At 42.6% G+C, this 24,473-nt stretch carries 13 protein-coding genes; 3 read left to right on the top strand and 10 right to left on the bottom strand.

Annotation, left to right across the window (positions count from 1 at the left end; all coding sequences use genetic code 11):
* Positions 1–115: 115 nt before the first annotated feature.
* From C1E24_RS00160 to C1E24_RS00150, 3 genes are all read right to left on the bottom strand, one after another.
* Positions 116–2,989, bottom strand: coding sequence for a TolB family protein (locus C1E24_RS00160; RefSeq protein ID WP_138477642.1), 2,874 nt, complete (start codon positions 2,987–2,989; stop codon positions 116–118).
* A gap of 114 nt (positions 2,990–3,103) precedes the next feature.
* Positions 3,104–3,358, bottom strand: coding sequence for a hypothetical protein (locus tag C1E24_RS00155; RefSeq protein ID WP_138477640.1), 255 nt, complete (start codon positions 3,356–3,358; stop codon positions 3,104–3,106).
* Between the two features lie 176 nt (positions 3,359–3,534).
* Positions 3,535–4,386, bottom strand: coding sequence for a D-hexose-6-phosphate mutarotase (locus C1E24_RS00150; RefSeq protein ID WP_138477638.1), 852 nt, complete (start codon positions 4,384–4,386; stop codon positions 3,535–3,537).
* A 185-nt stretch (positions 4,387–4,571) separates the two neighbouring features.
* Between C1E24_RS00150 and C1E24_RS00145 the strand changes: the two genes are divergently transcribed.
* Positions 4,572–4,970 (top strand): YbaN family protein, encoded by a 399-nt coding sequence (locus tag C1E24_RS00145; RefSeq protein WP_138477636.1) that lies wholly within the window; start codon positions 4,572–4,574, stop codon positions 4,968–4,970.
* Here C1E24_RS00145 and C1E24_RS00140 read toward each other — a convergent pair.
* Positions 4,967–5,881 (bottom strand): diguanylate cyclase, encoded by a 915-nt coding sequence (locus C1E24_RS00140; protein WP_138477634.1) that lies wholly within the window; start codon positions 5,879–5,881, stop codon positions 4,967–4,969. The genes C1E24_RS00145 and C1E24_RS00140 overlap by 4 nt on opposite strands.
* A gap of 419 nt (positions 5,882–6,300) precedes the next feature.
* Here C1E24_RS00140 and C1E24_RS00135 point away from each other — a divergent pair, with 419 nt between their 5' ends.
* Positions 6,301–8,007: an alkaline phosphatase D family protein gene (locus C1E24_RS00135; protein ID WP_138477632.1), complete on the top strand. Its 1,707-nt coding sequence runs from the start codon at positions 6,301–6,303 to the stop codon at positions 8,005–8,007.
* A gap of 142 nt (positions 8,008–8,149) precedes the next feature.
* Positions 8,150–10,270, top strand: coding sequence for a methyl-accepting chemotaxis protein (locus C1E24_RS00130; protein ID WP_138477630.1), 2,121 nt, complete (start codon positions 8,150–8,152; stop codon positions 10,268–10,270).
* 56 nt (positions 10,271–10,326) lie between these two features.
* On the opposite strand, the gene C1E24_RS00125 is transcribed toward C1E24_RS00130, so the two are convergent.
* From C1E24_RS00125 to C1E24_RS00100, 6 genes are all read right to left on the bottom strand, one after another.
* Positions 10,327–14,505, bottom strand: a complete 4,179-nt coding sequence (locus C1E24_RS00125) for a M4 family metallopeptidase (RefSeq protein WP_138477628.1) — start codon at positions 14,503–14,505, stop codon at positions 10,327–10,329.
* A gap of 188 nt (positions 14,506–14,693) precedes the next feature.
* On the bottom strand, positions 14,694–16,799 hold the full coding sequence (locus C1E24_RS00120) for a Hint domain-containing protein (RefSeq protein ID WP_138477626.1): 2,106 nt from the start codon (positions 16,797–16,799) through the stop codon (positions 14,694–14,696).
* Positions 16,800–16,828: 29 nt separating this feature from the next.
* Positions 16,829–19,942, bottom strand: a complete 3,114-nt coding sequence (locus C1E24_RS21150) for a PKD domain-containing protein (protein WP_138477624.1) — start codon at positions 19,940–19,942, stop codon at positions 16,829–16,831.
* A 50-nt stretch (positions 19,943–19,992) separates the two neighbouring features.
* Positions 19,993–21,882 carry a calcium-binding protein gene (locus C1E24_RS00110; protein WP_138477622.1) on the bottom strand — a complete coding sequence of 630 codons (1,890 nt, stop codon included), beginning with the start codon at positions 21,880–21,882 and terminating at the stop codon, positions 19,993–19,995.
* A gap of 3 nt (positions 21,883–21,885) precedes the next feature.
* Positions 21,886–22,404 (bottom strand): DUF1566 domain-containing protein, encoded by a 519-nt coding sequence (locus tag C1E24_RS00105; RefSeq protein WP_171040707.1) that lies wholly within the window; start codon positions 22,402–22,404, stop codon positions 21,886–21,888.
* A gap of 2 nt (positions 22,405–22,406) precedes the next feature.
* Positions 22,407–24,458, bottom strand: a complete 2,052-nt coding sequence (locus tag C1E24_RS00100) for a hypothetical protein (RefSeq protein WP_138477618.1) — start codon at positions 24,456–24,458, stop codon at positions 22,407–22,409.
* Between the last annotated feature and the right edge of the window lie 15 nt (positions 24,459–24,473).

Raw genomic sequence — 24,473 nt, 5'->3', positions numbered from 1 at the left:
AACTTTGGAATGTTAATTATGACTCAAAACTAAAAGCTGACTATTTATAAAACATAGCCTTATAAGATGGGTTACCAAAGAAGCCTGCTTTAATAACCCAACAAGTCATTAACTCCTACAAATCAAACCACAGTCCAAGCCATGCGCGGTTTTCGTTTTCAAAACGCTCGCTTTCAACTCGACTTAAGCCTATGTCGATACGTAGATCACTGATCCCCGCAGGGGCGAATTTTGCGCTCCAATCGCGACCATTAAACCAGGTGGTCCATTTGACTCCATAGCTTTGCCCAAACACTTGGTGGTCTAATTGGTGCTGTTGGTAGTAAAGCCAAGGCGCACCTTCTGACATGGCCACACCACCACCATAACCTTGATAACGCTCAGCAACACCAGCAAAAAAAGGTAAATCTGGTTTATAAATAGTATTTGCCATGACATTTTGATCTATGAGGCTCGATCTAAAGCCACCTAAATTCAATAATGTATCTTCTCGTTTCACTTGCTCTGCTTGTATATACAAAGGTATATGAAACGCTTTACCGAATATTGACGCAGCGAGATTGTAGCCCTGCCAGTCCGTCTCACCTGATTTGCCGTCTAGCCACTGGGCTTTAATTTGCTGGCCAATCGCAAATGCCTGTTTGTCATATTGCCAGCTTTGCTCAAGCCCAAGGCGAAGCCAGCGTTCGTCTTGGCTTCCTAAGCCTGTGTCTAGTTCACTCGCATGTACGGCAGCATGGCCAGTCAATGACAGCATATTTTGGCGATAGCTATGGCTAACCTGTGCGCTAAGCCCTGTTTGTTGCAGCGTATGCGGTGCCATTGCAACGACCTCTGCCCCACGACTTTGCGCTGCGGTATCTAGTTCAAACGAAAACGCCTTTGCCTGCCACGCGGTATTACCTTGTTGCATTTTTACATCGGCAAAACCACCAACTAGAGTGCTGTCGCCTAAGCTTTTGCTTAGCCCAATATGCCAGCTTATTTCTTCTAGGAAGTCAGATCCTTTCACACCCAGATGTAATACCTCAGTACTGGCACTGTGGTACTGTGAGCCCAAGGTCATGGATGCACTGTGTTCCCATTTATCATAGGGTTTACTTTGCAATGGCTGTTGGTAAATCTGGGCATCATCAAGTTGAACAGCTGCATTTGAAAGTTTAGGAGCTTGCTTAGTGTTACTCAACTCAGTGACCAAACTTGCAGTATTATTAATCTCCAGTGTGTAAGCATCTGGACCTTCTGAAGAAACACCTAAATACAGCAATTCACTGTCGTTTAATTGCTGTGGAAAACTCACCACATGCTGGCCTTGGCTTAACTGCAACAACTGCTGCGTGCTAAAGTCATAAGCATATAGATTAATCGCCCCCTCTACACCGGCTACGTAGAACAAGGTATTACCGTCTTTGGACCAGCTCGGCTGAGTTAAGAATTGATAACCTTTTGGGGTGGGTACTTGAAAGTTGTTTTGTGTTTGCATATCTCGCACATACAACTGCCAATTTTGATTCAGCCCTGATTTTAAATAGGCCAGTTTATTGCCGTTTTCAGAGATCTCAGGATAATCATATGTATCACCAAGCTGGTTGCTTGAAAGTACGGTTTCAGATCCATTGTTGAGCTCTAAATTCACTAAGTGTGAATAACCGTAGCGTACTTTTTCAGCCACGATGGCATTGTTGTTTTTATCTATCGCAAAGCGACGAATACCCACATCTTCAGTTAGCTGTGTGACTTGGTTATCATCGAGCGTCCACTGAAATAATTCGCCTTGTACTGCATGCTGATCATTTGGTTTTTGCACCGATGCAACGAAATACAGAGTATTCTCGTCTTTCCAACGCGCATAGCGAATGCCAGAAAAATTACTTGGCGTGAGTGTATGTTTTTTTACTCGGCCAAAGGTCTCAGGCGCATTATCAGCTACATCTTTAGGATCTGCCGCAAATAAGGCCTTTTGCTTTTCATTAAAGTCTTTTTCAGCTTTTTCATTGTCTTTGGTCGCATAGATATTAAGCTCAGTGCGACCTTTGCTATCACGCTCAGTGACGGCAATGAATTCACCGCTCGGCGATAAACGCAGGTTTTTAGCGTCAAACTTAAAGTCATGCCATAACTTAGTATCCAACTCGGGCAAATCTTGCGCAGAAGCCATGCTCAGATAAGTGTACTCCGCGACAAAGCGCTTATATAATTTTGCAGGGTGGTCGCCAAATACGCCCTTAAACGCCTCATCAAAATCACGAGATTCCACTGCCTGCATACGTGTCCAAACAGCGTCTAAAGTCTGCTCACCGTAGTTCTTTTCAAGCCATGCCAAGTAACGCACACCAATTAAATATGCCATTGAGCCGCTCAAATAACTGTCGTTACCATTATTGAGCGCTGAATAAGGCAATAATGCGCCTTGGCGAGCGAATTCTGTGAGGAGGGCTTCAGTGTAGTTATCAAATAAACGACCTCGCCCCGTCATTTTCGACTCCATCAAGGTGGCATAGCCTTCTGCCACCCAACGCGGCATGATCGCAAGCGCGATATCGTATGGGTCCCATGCATCACGAAGTGTTTGTCGCCATGAACTGCGATTAGGTTGAGATAAATGCACCAAATGAATGTACTCATGCAAAATCAATAGCTGTTGCCAACCACTGCTGTTAGAGATCACGGTGTCTGATTGCGGTGGCGTGGTAAATAACGCCATTAGAGGTTGATCGGTACTTGGTATCGCGAAGCCATTTGCACCATGATAAGGGTCAAAGACCACTACATCGGCTTTGGTTCCTAGGCTGCGATTTTGCTGCTCAAGTACTTTATCGCGAACTAACTCAAGCTCGTGTGCGGCAGATTCTGCCCAGCGCTTATGTCCTTGCGTGTAATGCACATTGAAATGTTCGGTTTCTATGGTTTGCCACATCGGCGCGGCATAACTCATACTCGACAAAGACATGAGTGAGCCAAGGGCGACTTTTTTCATAACTGAATGCATGTTCCGTGATCCTTTCTCAAATATGCGTAAAGCATAAGGGAATCACATTGTTAAGAATGTAGGCAAGCCGTATGAAATTGTAACATGGTGTTATGTAACCAAAACCAAGGGGATTCAGAAAAAGCTATTCTCGCCCTGCTCTGGCTTTGCCAAAGTGATAAATAACGCCAAAATACCACCAGCCACAACAAACATTGTGACCGCTAATAACATACTTAATCCCATATAAAACATAGCACTGGCTATGATTGCCGCGGCTAACCAAGTCGCAATATGATGCAGATATTTAAATAGCGGTGTGTACGCTCTGATATTGACTAACGCCATTATCATTAATGCAACGACAGCTAAACTTAAAACAAAGATCATCACCCTTCCTTATTTGTACTGTGTCAGACACCATCCTTAAAGTGGATTATATGCAAATAAGAATCATTATCAATTTTGATTTGTAAAAAAAGCCACATCACGCAATGCAGCTTTTTTAAATTAATTGTCTCGTTCTGAAATGTGTTTACACATTTAGAACTTATTATGAAAAGGGTTTATACCCAGCGCAATGTCGTTGTCAAAGTATGACTTTGCCCCGGCTCAACGGTAGCAGCGTCATCCATTACATTTGCCGCTTCTAGACACAGCATGGTTTTATATTCGTCATCTCTAAAGTTGCTTAAACGCTTAGACTTTTCAATCCACGGGTTCCAAAGCACGCAAGAAGTAGAGCTTTCACGACCCACTTCAATGTTTCCGTCTGGCGTTCTAATAACTTGAACCGGTGCTGCTTGGGTATACACCATGTCTGTTTCACGAGCGAAACCAACAACTTCATTTTGATCAAATGGGCCTTCGCCAAATTCAATAAACTTCGAGCCCTGTAAGCCATCCACAGTCGTCGCTTCAATATTTGGTGTCGGGAAATAAGTATGTAGTGCTTGAGTTAAAGTAAATGCAGTATCACCCAGGTTAATATTAGTGAGGCTCACTTTTAACTGTTCTGTTAAATGAAATTCAACTTCAAGCTTAGATTTATGCGGCCAGTAGGTTTCATCAACCAAAGTCATAGGTAATGAAAGCTTAATCACAATGGCTTCATCGCTTTCATGTACTTCTTCTGCACGCCACATTAATTTGCGCGCTACACCATGAATTGGCCAATCAGGGTCGCTGTGCACGCCAAACCATGGCCAGCAAATAGGAATGCCACCACGAACGGCTTTGCCCTCTAGATAGTCTTCATCTTCTGACACCCAGATCAAATTGCCTTTGCCAACAGGCGTGAACTCTGTCAGTTGTGCACCTTGTAAAAAGATTTTAGCACTACAACGCGGACCGTCGACATTTAAATACTCGAGTCCAGACTCCGTGCGCTGGATAGAAACTGATGCTGAAAGTTCCATAATTCACCTAACTTCAAAATTTTGATATCTCAGCTACATTACCGAAAAACCCCACTCAGAGTAAACACATAAACGTCCAAATGAAGCATCTTCACGCAAACGTCATGCTTCAATGTTGCTGAAAAACTCGCAAACTAATAACTCTGTGATAAGCTTAAAATATTACATGTTGGCGAGATTAATTAATGAGCAAAAGTAGTCTTAAACTCTTTAATAAATGCTTTTGGCTGCATGCTGCTGGTATCATTTTTGTTGGTCTTGGTTTTGTGGGTATGGCCTTACCTGTTATGCCAACCACCATCTTTTTTATTCTCGCGCTCGCCTGCTTCACACGCTCTTCACCTAAATTCGCCAATTGGCTACTTACACACCCTAAGTTTGGTGAGCCATTAAGACTTTGGCATGATCATCAAGTTATTCCTATCAAAGGAAAATGGGGAGCAGGTTTAGGTATGCTACTTGGGTATATGATTTTGCTATACAGCCAACCCGCGCTATGGGTGCTAATACTGGTTGCAAGTATCGAAGTGGCGGTGATGATTTATATTTTGTCTAAACCTTCTACACCGCCTGTCAGTATTTAGTCTGCGCACTTATAGGTATTACGACCGGAACCTTTTGCGTCATAAAGCGCATCATCTGCACTTTTCATCAGCGATTCAACGGAGGCACATGCTTTGGTGGCAGATGCAACGCCCGCACTAATGGTTATTACACTATGCTCAGATTGACTGTGTTCTAGCGCCATACCTTCAATAGCTCGTACCAAAGTTTTGGCAATAATCTTCGCACCTTGCAAAGGCGTATCAGGTAACAGTATCACGAACTCCTCACCGCCATAGCGACACACAGAATCAAGCGGTCTTCTGACGATTTCTTTTAACTTATCTGCTACTTGCTTAAGAACATCGTCACCCGCTAAGTGCCCGTAATGATCGTTATATTTTTTGAAGAAATCGATGTCAATCATGATCATAGAAAGTGAATGAGCTACACGATGACGCTGCTTTATTAGTCTTTCTACTTCGGTATCAAAGAAACGTCGGTTATAAATACCTGTTAAGCCATCAATAAAAGAATAGTTACGTAAAATATCAGCTTGAAGTTTATATTTAAGATGCGTCTTTACACGGTTTTGTAGAGTTTTCGGTACAATGGGCTTAGGCACAAAGTCTACAGCGCCCGCTTCCCAACATTGCAACTGACTCTCTTCATTAGCGTTAGAGGTAACAAATACTATCGGGATTTCAGATAACTTAGGTGTTGATTGCATTTTTTTACAGGCTTCAAGCCCTGACATGCCTTCTAGTACCCAGTCCATCAAAACTAAGTCTGGCTGCTCTTCTTGGCAATAGGCAATTGCTTCTTCGGCTGACTCGACTGTTTTTACGTTACATATCTCTTGCAGACACCCCACTAGTAGCCTGCGCATTAGCTCAGAATCATCAACAATTAACACTTCACAACTGGCAAGGTCACTGACATCTTTAAACATAACTTAACTTTTCCATTTAATAATTCTAGGAGTACACCTTGCAGCTTTTAACTTAACTGAGCTGAACAAATTATGACACCAACAACTAAGCGCACAATCAATTACTACTTTTATCGACCAGAATTAAAACAACTTAAATATCAAAAGGTAGATACTTAGCTAAACAATATTAGCCCAACAAGTGGTTTTTCGCTCAGCCTAAATATGTAAACTCATTTTAATCGACGGCTTTCAGTTAAAACAAACACTTAAATACATAACTTAAAATTATATAAATCAATATATTAATAAGTTTAGACCGACACAATATGACACTAGCATGAATAACTTATTACAAGGTAAGACCAGTCGTAAAAATGTCATAACTCTTCTCTAACATCGCCTCTTTTCTGAAATATAACAATAAAGAGGTACAACTCATGAAAGGGCTTTCACGTCGCAATTTTATCAAAAGTGCATTAGCTGGTGTCGGCGCTGCCACGGTATCTTTATCTTTAACTGGATGTGGCCACAATGACTCAAGTCCATCTTATAATGACTTTGCCGTTGCGTTTGATCACGGTGTAGCAAGTGGTGACCCATTAAGTGATAGAGTCATTTTGTGGACCCGAGTTACCCCTGAAGGTGCACCTAATAATGTCAATGTTAGCTTAGAAGTATCTCTAGACAAGACATTTGAAAATATTGAATTTAAAGAGTCACTTTCTGCATTAGCGAAAAACGATTACACGGTGAAAGTAGACTTAACAGGGCTGAAAGCCAATACCCGATACTATTACCGTTTCAAAGCCAACGAGAGCCCATCACAAATGGGAGAAACTAAAACCTTACCTGAAACAGATGTATCGCAGGTGAAGTTGGCGGTTATGTCATGCGCAAATTACCCAGCGGGTTATTTTCACGCCTATGCTGAAGCAGCAAAAATGCAAGACCTAGATGCTGTGCTACATTTGGGCGATTATATTTATGAATATGGCATGGGTGGATACGCCACTGACAAAGCGACTGAGCTTGGTCGAATGCTACCAGAAGATAACCAAAGCGAGCTCATCTCTCTAGCCGATTACCGCAAACGTTATGCGCTTTACAGAACAGATACTGGCCTGCAAGCCTTACATGCAAAAGCACCCTTCATAGCTGTATGGGACGACCACGAAGTCTGCAACGACGCCTATCTAGATGGGGCTGAAAATCATAACGATAATGAAGGCATGTTTACAGAGCGAAAGATGGCCGCGCTTAAAGCCTATTACGAATGGATGCCTATCCGACCATACGTTACAGGTCAAACAGAAAGTCTTTATCGCAAATTTGACTTCGGCTCTTTGGTATCCCTTTACATGCTCGACACACGTCATGAAGCCCGCGTAAAACCGCTTGATTATCAGAACTATTTTGACCCAACATCGGGGCAGTTAGATACTGCAAGTTTCCAAGCAGACCTGGTTTCTCCCGATCAACAACTGATTGGAACTCAGCAGCTAACTTGGCTGACTGACAATATCAAAACCTCAGATGCCAAATGGCAAGTACTTGGCCAACAAGTACTGATGACAAAGATGATGCTTCCAGCAGAGTTACTGGTTGCCATGGCTAACCCAAGCCCTGCGATCGCTTCACAAATGACAGAACTGGCGCAATTAAAAGCACGCACTCAAGCATCTGACCCTACCTTAACTGAGCAAGATAAAATGCGTATCGGTTTTACCGCACCATATAACTTAGATGCATGGGATGGGTACCCTGTAGAGCGTGAAGTCTTATTACAAACAGCTAAAGCCGCAAACAAAAACCTCGTTACCCTTGCAGGCGATACCCATAACGCTTGGTCTGGCAAATTATGCACAGCACAAGGTGATGTATGTGGTTATGAATTTGCGACACCATCAGTGAGCTCCCCTGGTCTAGAGTATTACCTACAATTGCCAGAGTCACAGGTCAGCGAGTTTGCCAAGGTACTTGAACTCTTAGTTGACGACCTAGAGTTTGCCAACATCCACCAGCGTGGCTTTATGACACTGACATTTACATCTGATAATGTTGACAGTCAATGGCACTTCATCAGCGACGTACATAGCCAAGTATTTGGGGTTGAGAATAAAAACCTAATCCAGAAGACGCTATAACTCTCAACAAGGAAGATTAGGCACTTAGCTAATCTTCCTCCTTCTTTTGGCTCCAACTCTGCCAGCAAAAAGTCATAAATTGTCTATATTTAGTAATACCTCGTAATTGCAACGAATATCTCATAATTAAAACGGTAGGAATATGAATCAGCGCTCTATTAAGATTAAGCTAATCGCTTTTATTTCCATCACACTTGTGTTGCTTGTCGCCTCATTGGTCACGATAAGTTGGGTTCAGCTCAACAATAATAATCAGGTACAAAGTGAGCGTGTACAAGGTGTTGTATTAGGTGAAATTAATGCTCGATTGACCGCGAAAGCAAGGCTGTATGCCGAGCAAGTCAGCAGTTATATCAATAAAGAGTATCAAATTCCTTATAGCCTATCTGGCGGTATTGCTAAAACAGCAGAACAAAACCCGATTTCAAGACAAAGCCTATATTTAATGGTGTTGGGTGCACTAGAAAAAAACCAAGGGGTGTCGTCAATCTATGCACAATTCGAAGCCAACGGTTACGACGGTAAAGACAGTCAATTTAGCAATTCAGGCCAAACCCACTCAGTCCCAGGTGCTGGCTCCTTAGAGGTGTATATTACCCGTGATGCGCCGGGTAAATTCACGCAACACCAAATTGAAGATCCAGGCGAAAAATACCTTAATGCCCGCAATGAGTTTGGCTTTAGAGAAAGTGAGTGGTATTTGTGCGCCAAAGACAACCTTAAGCCCTGTATTATGGAGCCGTACTTGTATGAAATCACACCCGGTAATTCTGAGTTAATGACCTCTCTCACCGTACCAGTGGTTGCCAATGGTCGCTTTATCGGTTTGGTCGGGGTTGATATAAACCTGCCACGTTTTCAGACTCTCACCGAAGAAGTGTCTAAATCGCTTTATAACGGTCAAGCCAAAGTCAGTATTCTCAGCGATATAGGGTTAGTCGTCGGCTCAAGCCACTACGACAAGCTTGCGCGCCCCTTAACAGAGTCTCTGCAGGGTAACGCGGGCAAAACCATTATGGACAACCGTAAACAACAAACTCAACTCGAAATTGGCAGTAACCTCGTTTTCACTATGCCCATTGAAATTAAGGTCGCCAATACAACTTGGAGCTTGGTCATTGAATTACCGAAAGATCTGGCACTTGCCAGTGCCCAAGAGTTAGCAGAGCAGCAAGCTGAAGATACCGCGACCGTCGGCTCCAGCATGATATTAATTGGGGTGATCGCATCGATTATCGCATTGGCCCTTTCTGTGGCTATTTTAAAGACCATTATCGACCCACTAACTAACATCAAAGACAGAGTAGAGAATCTTGCAAGTAACGATGGCGATTTAACCGTGCAGCTCGATGTCACACAACATGAAGAGCTCATCGCCATTGCAACAGGCTTTAATCTGTTCACACAGAAACTGCGAAATATGGTGAATGACTTAAAAGGGCTCGCCAACAACTCTTACCAACAATCAACCAAAACCTCGCAGGCAGCAGAGGACATTAAAGCCAAAGTAAACATGCAGCATATGGAAATCGACAGTGTGGTAACCGCCATCAATGAGCTCAGTGCTACCGCTAGCGAAGTCGCCCGTTCATCAGAAAATGCAGCTGCTTCAACCAATGCGACCAACGAAAAGGTAAAGCAAAGTGAGCGCGGCATCTCTGCCGCATCTGACTCTGTACAGGTGATGTCTGATCAAATTGCCAGTGCCAAAGAGTCTATCAATGCGGTTGCCATTCGCAGTAGCGACATTACACAAATTCTTGATGTAATTCGCTCAATCGCAGAGCAAACCAACCTGCTGGCTTTAAATGCTGCCATTGAAGCGGCACGCGCGGGAGAACAAGGCCGCGGCTTTGCTGTTGTTGCCGATGAAGTCAGATCATTGGCTTCAAAAACCCAAGACTCAACCAATGAAATCAGCCAGCTCATTGATAATCTTCAAAATGAAGTCAAAACGTCTGAAGACATCATTGAGCGCTCAGTTGTACAAGCCAGTGATGCCATGACCCATTGTGGCAGCGCCGCTGCACAAATGAGTGAAATGGTGCAAGCGCTTGATGATATCTCAAATGAAGTTACGCAAATAGCGACCGCTGCCGAGCAGCAAAGCGCGGTAACCGAAGACTTAAGTGCAAATATGACAGGGATTTCAGATGCGGCAGCAGAGCTCGCGCAATTGGCTGACACGATTGAAGATGCTGCACAAGACTTGATGAAACTGGTCGAACACAAGAACAGTCAATTAGGGCTACTTAGAACTTAAGTATTCTCTACATTCGCTCATTAAAAAGGGTCACTCAATTGTGACCCTTTTATTTTTTAAAGACTTGAGAAAGAGAACTTTAGCGGCTTCTCTGTGTTGCTTTGCCAAGTAAAATCAAGACCTATATCAGCATAAACATATATAGATTGCGAGACCTCTTTTACAAGCTTTCCTGCCATAAATACCTGTAACTTCACCATGTAATCAGTCGCCAGAGTTGTTAACTCTTTTTCAAGTTGCTGTGAAGTAACTTGCTCTCCATTTAACAACCAAACAAGTTGATACTGATCACCCAAGTTATCTTCATTGCTCACTTCTAGCTTTAATATCGCATTATGCTGAGAAAACAAAATATTGATCTTTTCATGAGGTAGCTCTTCAACAGTGACTGCGCGATGATGTGTAAACTTTGCACCAGATACAGTTACCAAAGTTAACATTACATCGTATGTTCCAGCCTCAGTAAATTGTATTTCATAATAAGGCTCAGAAGTGCTGATTGACTCTTTCTGCGCAACTAAAGACCACACATATGCTTTGACTGATATGTTGCTATTGTGTGTCGCTGTTAGTTGACAAGTTAGACCTTCGGCAGCACATACAAAGTCCAAATTAGGGTTTGTTTCTCTTATAAAGCTCACTGTTTGCTGATCAATAGCTTGCCCATGTTTCCTAAGGATAAAAGTATAGCTAGATATCTCATTCGGTAATACGAGGTCTAATTTACCCTCGTTTAGTACATACTCCTGCTCTGCAATCACAAGTGTCACTTCATATAAAGTAGGCAATGGCGAATTCAACGAGAAGAAAAAAGTGTCATTAATTTGAGAGACATTAAAACTCACTTCAGGAATTGGCTCTGGTTCATGAATGTGAACTACCTCACTTGAGGTAAACTCCGCATTCAAGTCAGGTACCTGAAGTGTAAGAGAAACTGCAAACTCACCATAACCGGCAAAGTCATATTGAAATGCGTCCTTTGACGTTTTGGTAATCGTTTCATTCTTTAATTGCCACTGATAAGTAAGGTTATTATCTGGCAAATCATGAGACGCTGACAATTCACATTGGGTGCCTGTTAGCGCACACTGGATCGTTAGGTTCGGCATTGTCATTGGCGTAACTAACTTAGATACCTCTTTCACAACTTCACCTGATTTTAGTAGCTGTAAGGTAACTGTTTGCGCCGTTGTAAAGTCATGAGTTATTTCTTTTTCATGACTAGATTGCAACTGCCCATCGATAAGCCAATTTAAAGTAAAGCCTTCTCCTAATTCACTGTCTGCTAGCAAAGTAATAGTGCTATTAATTTGTTTCCCTACAACTAAACCTAGCTCAGGCAAAATTTTAATGACCTCACTTGAGGTAAACTCCGCATTCGAGTCGGACACCTGAAGAGTAAGAGAAACCGCAAACTCACCATAACCGGCAAAGTCATATTGAAATGCGTCCTTTGACGTTTTGGTAATCGTTTCATTCTTTAATTGCCACTGATAAGTAAGGTTATTATCTGGCAAATCATGAGACGCTGACAATTCACATTGGGTGCCTGTTAGCGCACACTGGATCGTTAGGTTCGGCATTGTCATTGGCGTAACTAACTTAGATACCTCTTTCACAACTTCACCTGATTTTAGTAGCTGTAAGGTAACTGTTTGCGCCGTTGTAAAGTCATGAGTTATTTCTTTTTCATGACTAGATTGCAACTGACCATCTATAAGCCAATTTAAAGTAAAGCCTTTTCCTAATTCACTGTCTGCTAGCAGAGTAATAGTATTATTTTCTTGCTTTCCAATAATGAGATCTAACTCTGGCAATACCTCTTCCAAAGTTATTTGCGATTCGGTTGAAAACTCGGCTCTGCCATCTATCGTCATCATAGAGAGTGCCACATTAAACACACCATATGCTTCAAAGTCATAACTGAATGGTTGAGCATCTTGCCTAGTAACTTGCTCTCCTGCCAATGTCCATTGATACTCAACAGCCTCAGACAATGAATTATGACTCACGGTAAACTCACATTGTGTACCTTGCGCTTCGCATGTTATAGCCAAATTAGGATCAGCAATCAGTTCAATCTGCTTTTCAGCTCTACTAAGCACGCGGTCATTCTCAACATGCTCAAGCGATACAACATATGCACCTTGTGTATTCACTTCTCGCTCTAACTTAATGTCAGTTTGCTCAATAACTTGCTCAGGTAAAATCCAACGAAACATAGCTTGCTCACCATAGCTTGGCAAGACAGTTAGATGTAATGTTTGTTCAACTTGCTTGTAGCTAAAATCTATCGGCGTACTGGGTGTGCCCGCCTCAATGTGTACTTTCAAGCCAACAGACTGACTTAATTCATTCGCTGTACATGCACTTACTGCTAAATCATCAATGCGTAATCTCACTAACATATCGCCGGGCACAGTATCAACATTAGGTAAAGAAATGGCAGTATCAAACTCCGTGGCACTGAGTACATTTTCATCGTCTGAAAACTGACGATCTCTATTCAAATCATAAAATACTGATACTACTTTATCCGTGGGCATGTTGTGGAATTGAAATTCGCCTAATGCCTGCTGATACCATGCGTTCTGTGGCACCAAGAACGTATAGCCTTGATCCAAAACAAAGTCTTCACCATTTATGCTTAACTGATTTGATAGCACATTCTCGGTGTCTGGCTTACACAGAGGGTCTGAAAAAATACTCAAAAGTCGATGACCTGTTTTAGTCTGACCTTGTGTGTTTGTCGTTTCAATCGAGAGTAAATGTTCGCCTGACTCTAAATTAAGTTGCGCTTGTTTTATTGCGCTGAATTGTGACGGTGTATTTAAGTTCGCTTGCCACTGATACACAGGCTGCTCATTAAGGCTAATATTCACAGCGCTTAACTCGGCTTGCTCTGACTCTGCTAAGACATAGTTAATTGAGGTATATAAGCGCTCAATAGAAAAATCGAGGTTGTTAGCTAAGCTATTTGTGGGGATTAAGCCAACCTCTTGCAACTTAGCCGACACTCTGGCTTTGTCTTGCTCATCAGCAACATCAATCAAGCAGAATGCGGCATGCTCAAAACTGGTATCTTCAGTGAAACATGACTGCGCAGCCTTCATGGTTAAACGGAATGTCTTTGCGATATCCCAGCCATCCGAAATTGACAGGCGGTAGAAGAAGCGATTTAAAATACCCGCTTGATAATGCGGGCCAGGCGTTTCAGTTTCTATATCACGCCAATCATCAATACTTGCGCCATCTGTCATCGGCGAGAAAAGATAACGCAGCGCTTTGTTGCCAATAAAACTATCCCAAGCCATGGCATAGTAAAAAGTACCATCAATCGATAACTGTTGATGTGCATCAGACTCTATAAAATTTTGTTCACCGCCGGTCTGAAGTCTTTTATAAAACTCGCTCCGCACGAGGACTGCGGTTAAATCTGCAAACGCTTCTTGAATAGCAGCGGTTCCCTTGAACTCAAATGAAATATCAGAGTTCCAAGTCAGTACTGCATGGCCTGTTTCATGAGCAATAATGTCTAATGAAGAACCATGAGAAAAATAGCCGCCTGTCGCCATGCCCCTATCTAGCAAAACATGCTCACCATCCCAGCTACTGGTGCGAAAAGTCGTATCTCCATCGACAATTACGCTGAGTTGCTCTAAACAATAATCAGCGCCCGCTGAACATGCTTCTGCTGAATTTGGGTACATAAGGGCAAACTGCTGATGCAATATGTCCATGGTAATGCCAGCATAAAAATGTACATCGTTTTCGGTTTGAAAATCACCTTGTCCGAAGTAGTTAAATTTGAGACGAGAGAGGTTAGCACTTTCTTGTGCTGCACCGTCACAACTGTAACTGTAAACAGGAAAGTTCACAGCGTTTTGACGTGTAACCACTCCCGGGTTTTCTAAAGAGCACATGCCACTTTCGTGTTTTACAATAAATGGATAACCACTGTATTGAGAAAACAACTGGCTATTCTCATCTCGATAAAATAAGTTGTACTGCTCAGGGATATACGGAAACCGCGCCTGTGTTAAAGGTGTATCTGGTATCACAGCAGTTTGACAGTCTTGACTTGGAAGGTCTGGCGCCTGAGCACATAGCAAGCCCATTTTGGCATTACCCATCATGGCGGGTACGGCGAAGTGCGTATTTTCTGCTGCAAAAGAAAAGGTTGAAGCAGTTGAAATCAACGGCATAAGCAATGCCATCAAAGCATGACGTTTCACTAATTAATCTCCTTATAAGTGATAACACCCAGTTTACATACTATGTACCTTAATAACTAACATATTTTGATTAAAATGAACGATCTAATGTGAAAAATCATAATAATGCATGTAATTTTCAGAGAACTTGGGCAGTTGCGCAGTATGAAAAAAGCCGACGTTAGTCGGCTTTACTCTCCTGGGCTTATTTACTTATCAGTACTCAAACTATTTAAGTAATCGGTGTGCCACTCTACTGGTAAACGCTTTAAGACATCTTCGACAGACTCTTTATGCGTATTAAATTCATTTTCTGATTGCATCGCTAAGTCACCGACAGAGATGCCGTTAGCAAACATTACAAAGCTTTCACCTTGCTCAGAATCGCCATTTACTCGCTCAAGCTTCAAGTTATATACATTGTCTTTATAGTCTACTTGTTCATAACCCGTCACTGTCGCTAAGCCACCATTAACTTGAATTTTATCGCCTTCTTTTACATTGAGCGCCCAAACAGGTTGTCCGCCTTCACGCAGTACTGGGTGCGACTCTGTTAAAGTTAAAACTTGTCCTTCGTCAGTCGTAAGCTGGATCATAGGTAAATGCTCAACGCCCACAGAAATATCAGCAATGCGTAAGGTTTCTTTTTTCTTTGGAGAGAACTCACTTGCGCCCGTAACCAAGTCACCAATATTTAAAGTTTCTATCGCAACAGAAGTGCCATCCGCCATTAGAATTAATGAACCTTCAGCTAAACAGCTATAAGAAAACTGAAGAGGGGCTTGTTCATATACAGCACCACTTTGCGGTAATGCTGGCGCTTCGGTAGAAGCGATAATATAAGAGCTGTAGCCTGTTTCTGCGTTGTAATCATCACCCGAAATACCAAAGTATAATTCAGCATCACTTGGGCTACCCATCCAGTTTTCTTCTATTGCGATATTTAAGATCCAATAAGCGTCTTGACGACGTTCAAAGATGCCTGGTTTCGCAAATACACCTTTATCTCTTGGGATATTCCATGACAGCACTGACATTGGCATCCAAGTATCAGCATCGAAGGTGTAGTTGATGTTAAAGTATTGACTAAAGCTATTTCTGACATGGTTAGTATGATTAGACAGCTTATCAACAAAGCTATCTTTACCTTGGATCATGACATCTGTTGGCTGCACATTGTTATTTTCTAAAACACCGTCTTCTTTAAATAGCACTTTAGAAATATAAGTTGGTAACGTGATCTGCCCTTGGAATGGAATTGTGACATGTGGAATATTGTTATAGTCACCACCCGCTTGGATCATGGGGTAATCACAATCTCCATAATCACGGTTCAAACATACCATGATCTTTCCATCTTGCCCTGACACATTCTTATTGCTTCCGTCAGCCTTCTTCCAATCTTTTGGATGATTTACAACATGATCAAAAAAGTTATTTGCTGCGAAACTTGCGACTTGAAATGACTCCTTTTCTGCATATTTAAACTCATGCGCTTGCTCTGCGCGTAAGAAGACAGGATCTGGTTCAACAGGACCAATAATGATTGGCTTAACCGGAGGTAAAGGCTTAACACTGACCAGCGTATTCTTATTCGTCATCGGGCGACCAAGCTCTTTGCTCAACATGCCTAAAATAGCATTTCTATCGTACTTCACTTTGCCCTTTTTCAGGACCTTAGTACCATCATTGAACAACACGTAAGCTGTGCCTTCACCGTAAATAGCTTTAGCTCTCTTTACATAATCATATGCACTTTCCAATGTTGCTTCACCACCAATCAGCTTTCTAGATGCCGAAGCTGAAGCATCGCCGAAGAAGCGAGAAGTTTGCTTAGTCGTGATCTGCTCGCCTTTCTCATTCACGAGACGGATTGTCATGACAGTCATTTTTGTCGACTTAGGCTCGGAGTTAAGCAAACGCACCTTAAAGAGTTTTGTGCTCCCTTCTTGCACGATATTAAAACCTAAATGGCTAAACAGTGACTCTAGCTCTTTATCACTCTGAGTAGAGAATGCTGTATTCATGGTTCTTGCTGTTGCGAACAAGTCATTGCTCACTAATTTTTGAGGGGTGTGCAACTCTTTATATAATTGAGGGCTGTTTTGTGGCGTCCAACCTGCATCAGCAAACATTTCTGCAAGCTCAGCGCGCGCTTCTGCACTATCTGGATCAAGATACTGAACGCCATCTTGTTGCATATTTGAAGCAAGTGATACCTTTACTGCATCTTGAGCGATTGGTTGTGCATGTGTAGTGATACTACCCAGCGCCAATGTCGAGCTAACGGCCAAAGCCAGTAGATTGAATTTCATCTTTTTTCCTTAAAATTTTAAAAGTTATCTTATTTATTTATATAAAAGTTAAATGTTGCACCCCCTTCAGGGGCAATACAGGCTGAAGAAGATCCAGCTTGTTCGAGGGTGTATGCCGTTACACATACAGGAACACGACTGCCATCAAACTTAAAAGAGAGATTCGTGTTCTTTTCATCTTGACTAAAGATTCCATCTTTATTTCGGTCAACCCAATAATCAGATCTCAGTAACGTTATGTCTTCAAGGTTTGTATTGACGAGCACAGAGTTAATTTGAGCATTGTTACAAGCCGACTTAATTTCTGAATCAGGTAAAACGTCTCGCGCATAGTTCGTATCACAACTCCAGAAGGACCATGAGCTCATCACATCTGTATGTATCGATAGAATTTGTAAATTAGGCTGAGTAACAGGCGCTGCTGGCTCAACTATGATTTCTTTGCGAATCGTTTTTGGAGTGTCATCAGGATATATAACCGTTAGTAGCACAGGGTAAGTGCCAGCTTCATTAAAGGTATATTCCCAGTCTCTCGTTAGGTCACTTTGCTCGTACCGCTTTTGTTCAACAGACCAGAATACCTTTTTATAAAGGTCGATGTTTTCCACACTAAACAGAATTCGCATCGGATCTTGAGGATCTGCAGTGGTGTTGAACACAACCTCTGGTTTTACAGTCTCAATGTTCACGACTGTGCTAGTCGTAAACTGTGCATTCAGGCTATCTAGATATACCGTCAGACTTACGTTGTATTGACCACTGGATTGATAATCAAAGATGAAATTACTTGTATCCGTTCTTGTATCTTTGGTATCGACCTGATCGCCAAATTGCCAAAAATACCTTGCTGAGACTGAGTTTGGCAATGGTAAGTGTTGCGTTGAAAACAGACATTGCGTTCCTTCAACAGCACACTGAATTTTTAAGTCCAGAGACGCAACTGGCTGTACTTTTTTCTGTTGCGTTGCAACTACCTGCCCATCACGGAGAGAGTCTACCTGTACTAGCGTTTCAGCTGTAAAAGCGCGGTTCAAAGTATCTGTATTCTCGGCTTCTAGGTTACCGTTAAAGTACCAATTAAATGTATGGCTGCCTTGTCCTGTTGCTTGTGCAGTTAAAGTTATTTGGTCGTTCACTTGCTGCGAAGAAAAATCAACGCTTTGAAGATTACTACCTGATTTTAGGGTAATTTTTAAATCGACAACTTGTGAGCCATTAGCAACTTCGCATGCGCCTTTTTGCTTGTCATCTATACGCACCCTGAGTAGCATAGGCCCTTCATTAATTTGCTCTGCACCTAAAAGCTTAAATGAAGCCCTTTCTGAACTATCAGCTTGGATAAAAATCAGCTCATTACTATTGTTGTCATCTTCAAATACACGGTCTCTATCTAAATCAGCAAAGACAGAGACCACTTTATTGTTTAAGTGCGTATTAAAACCAAGTGTTAGCAAATCTTGGCTATATAACTCTGTATTTACTGCTAATTGCTCGAACGCTTTTGTTACATTCAACTGCTCTGCGTTCACGCGTAAGTTTGTCATTGCATCACCAATTATCATTGGTTGGCAACGAGCTTGATCAGCGCTATAAACATGACGAGCTGCAGATAAGGTTTGGCCATTAGATAGTTGTATTTCTAACTCAACGAGCGCAGCCCCCAATGGTACAGATAGTCGACCAATTTTTACTTTGTTAAAGCTACCTTGCCCACTATTTTTTTGCCAAGCGAGATAAGGCACGCCATCAATTGACACATTGAAGCGCTTAACTTGGTTATTGCTGAATCGGTTATCTGTTACAGAAAAGCGAAGCTCATCTAGTTGGCGCTCAATATCAAATGCAAGATGTTCGTTTTGAGACTGCCAAGATACAATACCTACTTGTCTTAACAGTTCACCAATGAGTGCTTTATCTTCATAGTCAGCTTGAGATTGAAAACACAGACCGGATTCATTAATGCCACTGTCTCTTCTGAAGCAGTTATTTGCAGCTTTTAGTGCCAATTTATAAGCCCGCTCAACACTCCATTGTTCTGAAGTTGCGAGTAAATAAAAGAACTTATTTAAAGCCCCTGCTTTTTGGTGCGGACCATTCGCCTCGGCTAAGTCACGAGTATCATCAATACTGATTAAATCAAATCTAGGCTGAGCAATATATCTGAGTGGATTACCACTAAAATTAAAGCCTGTGCCCATCCACCACATTTTCTCCGTACTATTTTGCCAAGCGAGCGCCATAGGGCTTTGCAAGAATGAGTTTGCAGCTCCCCCATCAATATGGCGAATATAGTAATCTCTCGCAGCAAGTGCCGTCATATCCGAAAACGCTTCTTGAACAGCTGATGGCTCTTCACCTTGGTAAAGCAATTCACTATTCCAAGAAAGCAGTGCATGTCCTATCTCATGAGCCACAATATCGAGGGAGCTGGCATGAGAAAATTGACCTACAACACTGCCGCCTTCCGCAAGGTTTACAAACTCGCCATCCCAATCGCTGGAGTATTTTTGCCCTTCAACGCTATAACCGACACGTTGTTGGAGTTGCTTTAAGCAGTATTGTCCACCCCACTCAGGGCATAGCTCAGCTTGCTGAGGATATAGCTCAGCAAAATAATGAGCTGCCATTTGCATCGTCACTGAAGCAAATAAATGCGCATCATTTTGCGGCTGGAATGCGCCACTTACCGTATACTGATAAAGTAAACGACTGGTATCAAAGCTTTCTTCAGGTCCTGTCGGACAATCATATTCAAAGCTTGTGAACTCACTAGGTAATACGTTACGCTGCGGCTCAACCGTATTAACCAACTCATTTCGCAAGAAGCACTTTCCTGAGCTGTGCTCAATGACCATTGGATAACCATTGAACTCCCTAAATACAGGTGAATCAGGGTTATTAAATTCAACTGTGTAATGTTTTGGCGGCACCGGAAATTGTGCTGCGATACGAGGGTTATTAGGTACGGTCAACTGCTTACACTTTGTTGCAACGCCTGAACTGTCTATCGTTTGCGGTGCATGAATACAATTAACACCCATGTTGGCATTGCCGGTCAAAGCCGGTACAGCATAATATTGTGTCGCGAAACTGGGGGCATTAACCCCCAGTATGCCTAGCACGACTGTCGTTAAGTACTTCACAAAAATATCCTTTTAGTTAGTTTTGACTAAGTTTTTAGAAATGATGCGGGTTAAATTGGTTGCTCAGAGATAACGGCCATTTTTTTAGTTTTCAAATTCAATAAGAATTTGGCGATGTACCCCTGTTTGATTTGCTCAAACAAAATGAACTCAACATCACTGTCTAGTTGATAAGTAACTTGCCCTGTGTAGAGTATGGTTTTATCAGTTTGGGAACTTAGGGTGTAAGTAAGATCTTGCCTATCATCAGCAATCACCCCAGGTAAAAACCTATCGATTCCTGCACCTAATGAAATAACGATTTCAGTGTCATTCGATAACTTTTCAGTAGAAGATAAACCATGTTTTAGGGTATTTGGTAGTGCATTACCAACGATAGACTGTATATTGACGCTCGCTTTAAGATCAGCAAATGCGACATTCTGTAATTCGATACGGTTCTGCCCTGTCCCACCATCAATTACATTGACCGAAGACGAAAGATAAAAAACATCATTGCCTTCACCACCATATGCACTCGTCAAACTAGAAGAAATAAAAAAGGTGTCATTCCCTTGTTCACCAAATAAATCGTCACTCCCTGCTGTGCTATGCAACACATCATTGCCTAAACCGCCATAAAGAGCTTCACTACCAGCGCTGTCACTTAACGTGTCATTACCGGCTAAACCTTCAACTTTCTCAATACCCTGCGCAGGGACCAGTTGGTTATCTAACGCATTGCCTTGTAAGATTTCGACACTTTGAATATTGGTATGTAATTGGGTGAAATGCTGCTCACCATCAGCGAGTCGAATGGTATCTTGGCCCGAACCACCAATAATGGTGTGACGACCATAACCTAAATTAGTAATGAGAAATAAATCGTCACCTTCAGCTCCCTCGAGCTGATCTATGCCTAAAGAGCCGTAAAAGGTGTCGTTCCCCCAGCCCCCATCAATGATGTCATCACCTTCTTCGCCGTATAAATGATCATCACCATCATAGCCAAAAAGCATATCATTGCCTTTGCCACCATACAGTCTGTCATGGCCTGTTTGTCCAAACAGCCAGTCATCTTGATCGCCTGCTTGCAACAAATCGTTTCCATCGCCGCCGTCTAGTGTATCTGCACCATCTCCGCCAAAGAGTTGGTCATCGCCATCTTCACCGTAGAGCTCATCATCGCCTAACTCGCCGTACAGCAAATCTGTGCCACGACCGCCATTTAGCACATCATTGTCTTCTCCACCTTTTAAGGTGTCGTTACCTTCATCACCAAATAAGGTGTCATTGCCTGATTGACCAAATAGCTCGTCATTCCCAGCCCCACCGCTGAGCGTATCATTGCCGACACCACCATCTAAGTAATCATGCCCGAGATGACTACTGCCATCACCTATTAAAGTATCATTGCCGCTTTCACCAAATAGTCGGTCATTGGCATCTCCACCATTTAATGTGTCATCTTCAGAGCCGCCTCGTAATTCGTCCTCACCTTCATCACCAAAGAGTTGATCTCGTCCTTGGCCACCAGATAGGGTATCGTTTCCACTTTGGCCATAAAGTTCATCATCACCTTCTTCACCTAGCAGGTTATCAGCACCTTGCCCGCCTCGAAGGTTGTCATTGTCTTGTCCGCCTTGCAGTAAGTCATCTCCACTTCCTCCAAGTAAGTAGTCTTCACCACTGCCACCATAAAGAGAATCATTACCTTCATCACCAAACAAGGAATCAAAACCCTGACCACCAAATAACCTATCGTCTCCGGCTAAACCTGATATGTCATCATCGCCATTCGTACCGCGTAAAGTATCATCACCGTCGGTGCCAGTGACTGCATTAAGCGTCGCCTTATATGCCAAGTAAGCCGGCAAACTGGTTGGCATACTAAAGTGTCGAGTGTTGAGCTGCGCAGGAGCAGCCGAAAGCCCCAGACTCAATAAAGTCGTAATAAACATAGTTCACTGAGCTCCTTGGCTAATATCTCGAACTAAAAACACCGATGCAGCACTACTTGAGACTCGCCATGACACTATTTGCCCATTAACCATCGCGATGGTTTTTAATGCGGGCTCAGACTGACCTGAGTCAGTTGTTGCAGTCCAAATACGGCGCTGATATTTACCCATTTGTAATGGCGCAGCATAGGTAAAATCCTGGCACCCACCAAATAGAGTCATCGCCTCTTTTAAGTTCGGTAAACGCCAATCTGTGTGACCCCCTATGACGGATTCACCAGCAAACTGAACCGCCTTGAGCCCCGTCATTCTTGAGCGCACTTCACTGTCAGACATACATTCCCCTGACGTCGGACTAATTGCGCATGCACTCCACATCAAACCAAATTTATAATCTGTAATGGTTTGTTCCAAAACAGGGCTATATCTGGCCACTTCTGAAGCATCATTACACTGTGCTATAGAGTTAGGTAAGTAGCTCATAGTACCCAGCAGGGTCGCCATAAGAATTACTTTATTCATATTCACTCTCCCGCCATCAGTAAGAATTGGTAGGCATTTTGATTGCTTGCCCATGAAGAAGCTAAAGTGCTTGGGTGCCAATTAACGATATAGTTTTGTCCCGTGTCTTCAGTTGAACTTAAAAGCTGCAGACGTGAAAACACGCGTCCAAGTGCTGGCTCAGATCCTGTTAGCCAATAAAAAGTATGTTCACTTTGGTTTGTACTCAGCACAGAGAGTAACTGTGGTGCACTGGGTAACAGCCAAGTCTGCTTACCACAACGCTGCTTTTGATTTAACGCAGTAATATCAGCGGCTATTTCGACTAAGTTTTTCTTCGTTTGCAGGTCACCGTTTTGCTGATTTTTTAATAACCAAACTGACCCTGTGTGATTATCTCGAAGACAAGCTGCTTGACTTGAAAAGGCCGGTAAAACTGCGCCACTGCCAGATAGAAAATCAAAGTCAAAGCCTTGTGGTCCAGCTCCTTGCTTAAGTAAAACCTCTGAAGCATCCCTTCCTATTAACGCATCAAGTCCTGCCAAACTTTGCAGGCTATCCAGTGTCCAGCGTGCATTTTTATCTATGTAAGACACATCCCCTGTGTCATTTAATCGCTGGGAGCTTAAAACGTTGATCTGGGTTTGTGCTGATACCACCACATCTGGTGAAAGGGTTAAATTAAGAGTGAAACTCAAATCTGTCCCCCCTTCATTGGCGACATAGTTCGCTTCAAATTCAGCGACTTTGTTTAATTGCACAGGCTCACCCAACACTTGCTGCCATTCGACGGCCTGTACTTGGTTTACAGGAATATCTATCTCTGCCTTTAATAAACCAGGGCTGTTCGCATATAAACGGTGCTTATGAGAAAAGTGAATGTTAGGTAAGCGACGAACTTTAACGTCTAATATTTCTGAACTACGATTACCCCATAGATCTTCAACCGTTAGTTTAATCCTGCCCATTGCATCAGCTGTAACTGCGTTTGCCTTGACTAAGTAGTTCGTATTTTTCTTGCTAATAGAGATGAAATCAGGCGTTAAGTTCTCGACTGTCAGCGTGGTTGTATCTTGCTCAGGATCGGTCGCTTCAACCACCACCGTCATAGACTCTCCATCCCACAGTTGTGGCTTAGAAGTCGTAAAGTTCAGACTAGGCGCTTTATTCGCCGTCACTGTAATATCGAACTCTTTGGTTAAAGACGCCGTTTTATCGAGCGAATTAATTTCAGCTGTCACTGCAAGCGTGACTTTGCTTACCTTTTCAATGCCTTCAACTAACACGTCTGTTTGCGCTTGATTACTCGTACTAAGCGTTACCGCTTCGGCAAGCCCTTTATTAATCACCCGCCATTGGTAGGTCACTTCATCATCTGGCGAGGTATGCTCAACCAGCGCTGATAACTGACCACTTTTATGTTCTTGATAAGTATTCTGTGTATTAATGACTAAGTTTGGCTGTGTGACCTGCCCATCTAGATTAAATGACTTAGTCACCTGGTATTGCCACCCAGATACATTCAAAGTCGCTAGTACATTGATGCTTTCACTTTGAAATACAGCAGAATCTAAACTCAATTCCACCTGATTATCAGAGACACTTTGAAGTACTGCGCCTTGATTACTACCATTGTCATCGACGGCTTGCCAACTAATACGGGTATTTGGCGCCACGCCTTGCAAAGAAAGTACATTGGGTTGATCTAACAGCAAAGTACTCGGACCTGAAATGGCGATTGAACTAGGAAGTTTTGGCTTGTTTGCCCGCACTTCTATCAAGTTCTGCTTTGTTTCGTAACTCCATCCTTGTAGGGCGTAGGTATAAATATTGATTTGAGTATCGCTGGCATATTTCGGCAGTTTTAACACAGCAAACTGTTGTTTTTCGCCATAACTTTGCAATTGCGCATGAAAGCTAGAAGACTGCCATGCAAACTCGTCGTATTGGGCAATTGGGCTTGCACTCAACACCACTTGCTCTCCCGGAGAAATGTATTGAGGCAACTGAACTTCAAATGCCTGCACTGAAATTGAGGCTGCACACACCAGTGCTGCCGAAATAGAACGCAACATATATCTAATCCTTAT

The organism is Pseudoalteromonas phenolica (assembly GCF_005876835.1).
In the GTDB taxonomy this organism is placed as follows: Bacteria; Pseudomonadota; Gammaproteobacteria; order Enterobacterales; family Alteromonadaceae; genus Pseudoalteromonas; species Pseudoalteromonas phenolica_B.
This window is presented reverse-complemented; position numbering and strand designations above follow the sequence as displayed.

Bases quoted from the DNA above. Each gene is read 5' to 3' on its own strand.
- C1E24_RS00105 (WP_171040707.1), bottom strand. From the start codon at position 22,404: ATGAATAAAGTAATTCTTATGGCGACCCTGCTGGGTACTATGAGCTAC.
- C1E24_RS00155 (WP_138477640.1), bottom strand. From the start codon at position 3,358: ATGATCTTTGTTTTAAGTTTAGCTGTCGTTGCATTAATGATAATGGCG.
- C1E24_RS00145 (WP_138477636.1), top strand. From the start codon at position 4,572: ATGAGCAAAAGTAGTCTTAAACTCTTTAATAAATGCTTTTGGCTGCAT.
- C1E24_RS00130 (WP_138477630.1), top strand. From the start codon at position 8,150: ATGAATCAGCGCTCTATTAAGATTAAGCTAATCGCTTTTATTTCCATC.
- C1E24_RS00140 (WP_138477634.1), bottom strand. From the start codon at position 5,881: ATGTTTAAAGATGTCAGTGACCTTGCCAGTTGTGAAGTGTTAATTGTT.
- C1E24_RS00100 (WP_138477618.1), bottom strand. From the start codon at position 24,458: ATGTTGCGTTCTATTTCGGCAGCACTGGTGTGTGCAGCCTCAATTTCA.
- C1E24_RS00120 (WP_138477626.1), bottom strand. From the start codon at position 16,799: ATGAAATTCAATCTACTGGCTTTGGCCGTTAGCTCGACATTGGCGCTG.
- C1E24_RS00110 (WP_138477622.1), bottom strand. From the start codon at position 21,882: ATGTTTATTACGACTTTATTGAGTCTGGGGCTTTCGGCTGCTCCTGCG.
- C1E24_RS00160 (WP_138477642.1), bottom strand. From the start codon at position 2,989: ATGCATTCAGTTATGAAAAAAGTCGCCCTTGGCTCACTCATGTCTTTG.
- C1E24_RS00150 (WP_138477638.1), bottom strand. From the start codon at position 4,386: ATGGAACTTTCAGCATCAGTTTCTATCCAGCGCACGGAGTCTGGACTC.
- C1E24_RS00135 (WP_138477632.1), top strand. From the start codon at position 6,301: ATGAAAGGGCTTTCACGTCGCAATTTTATCAAAAGTGCATTAGCTGGT.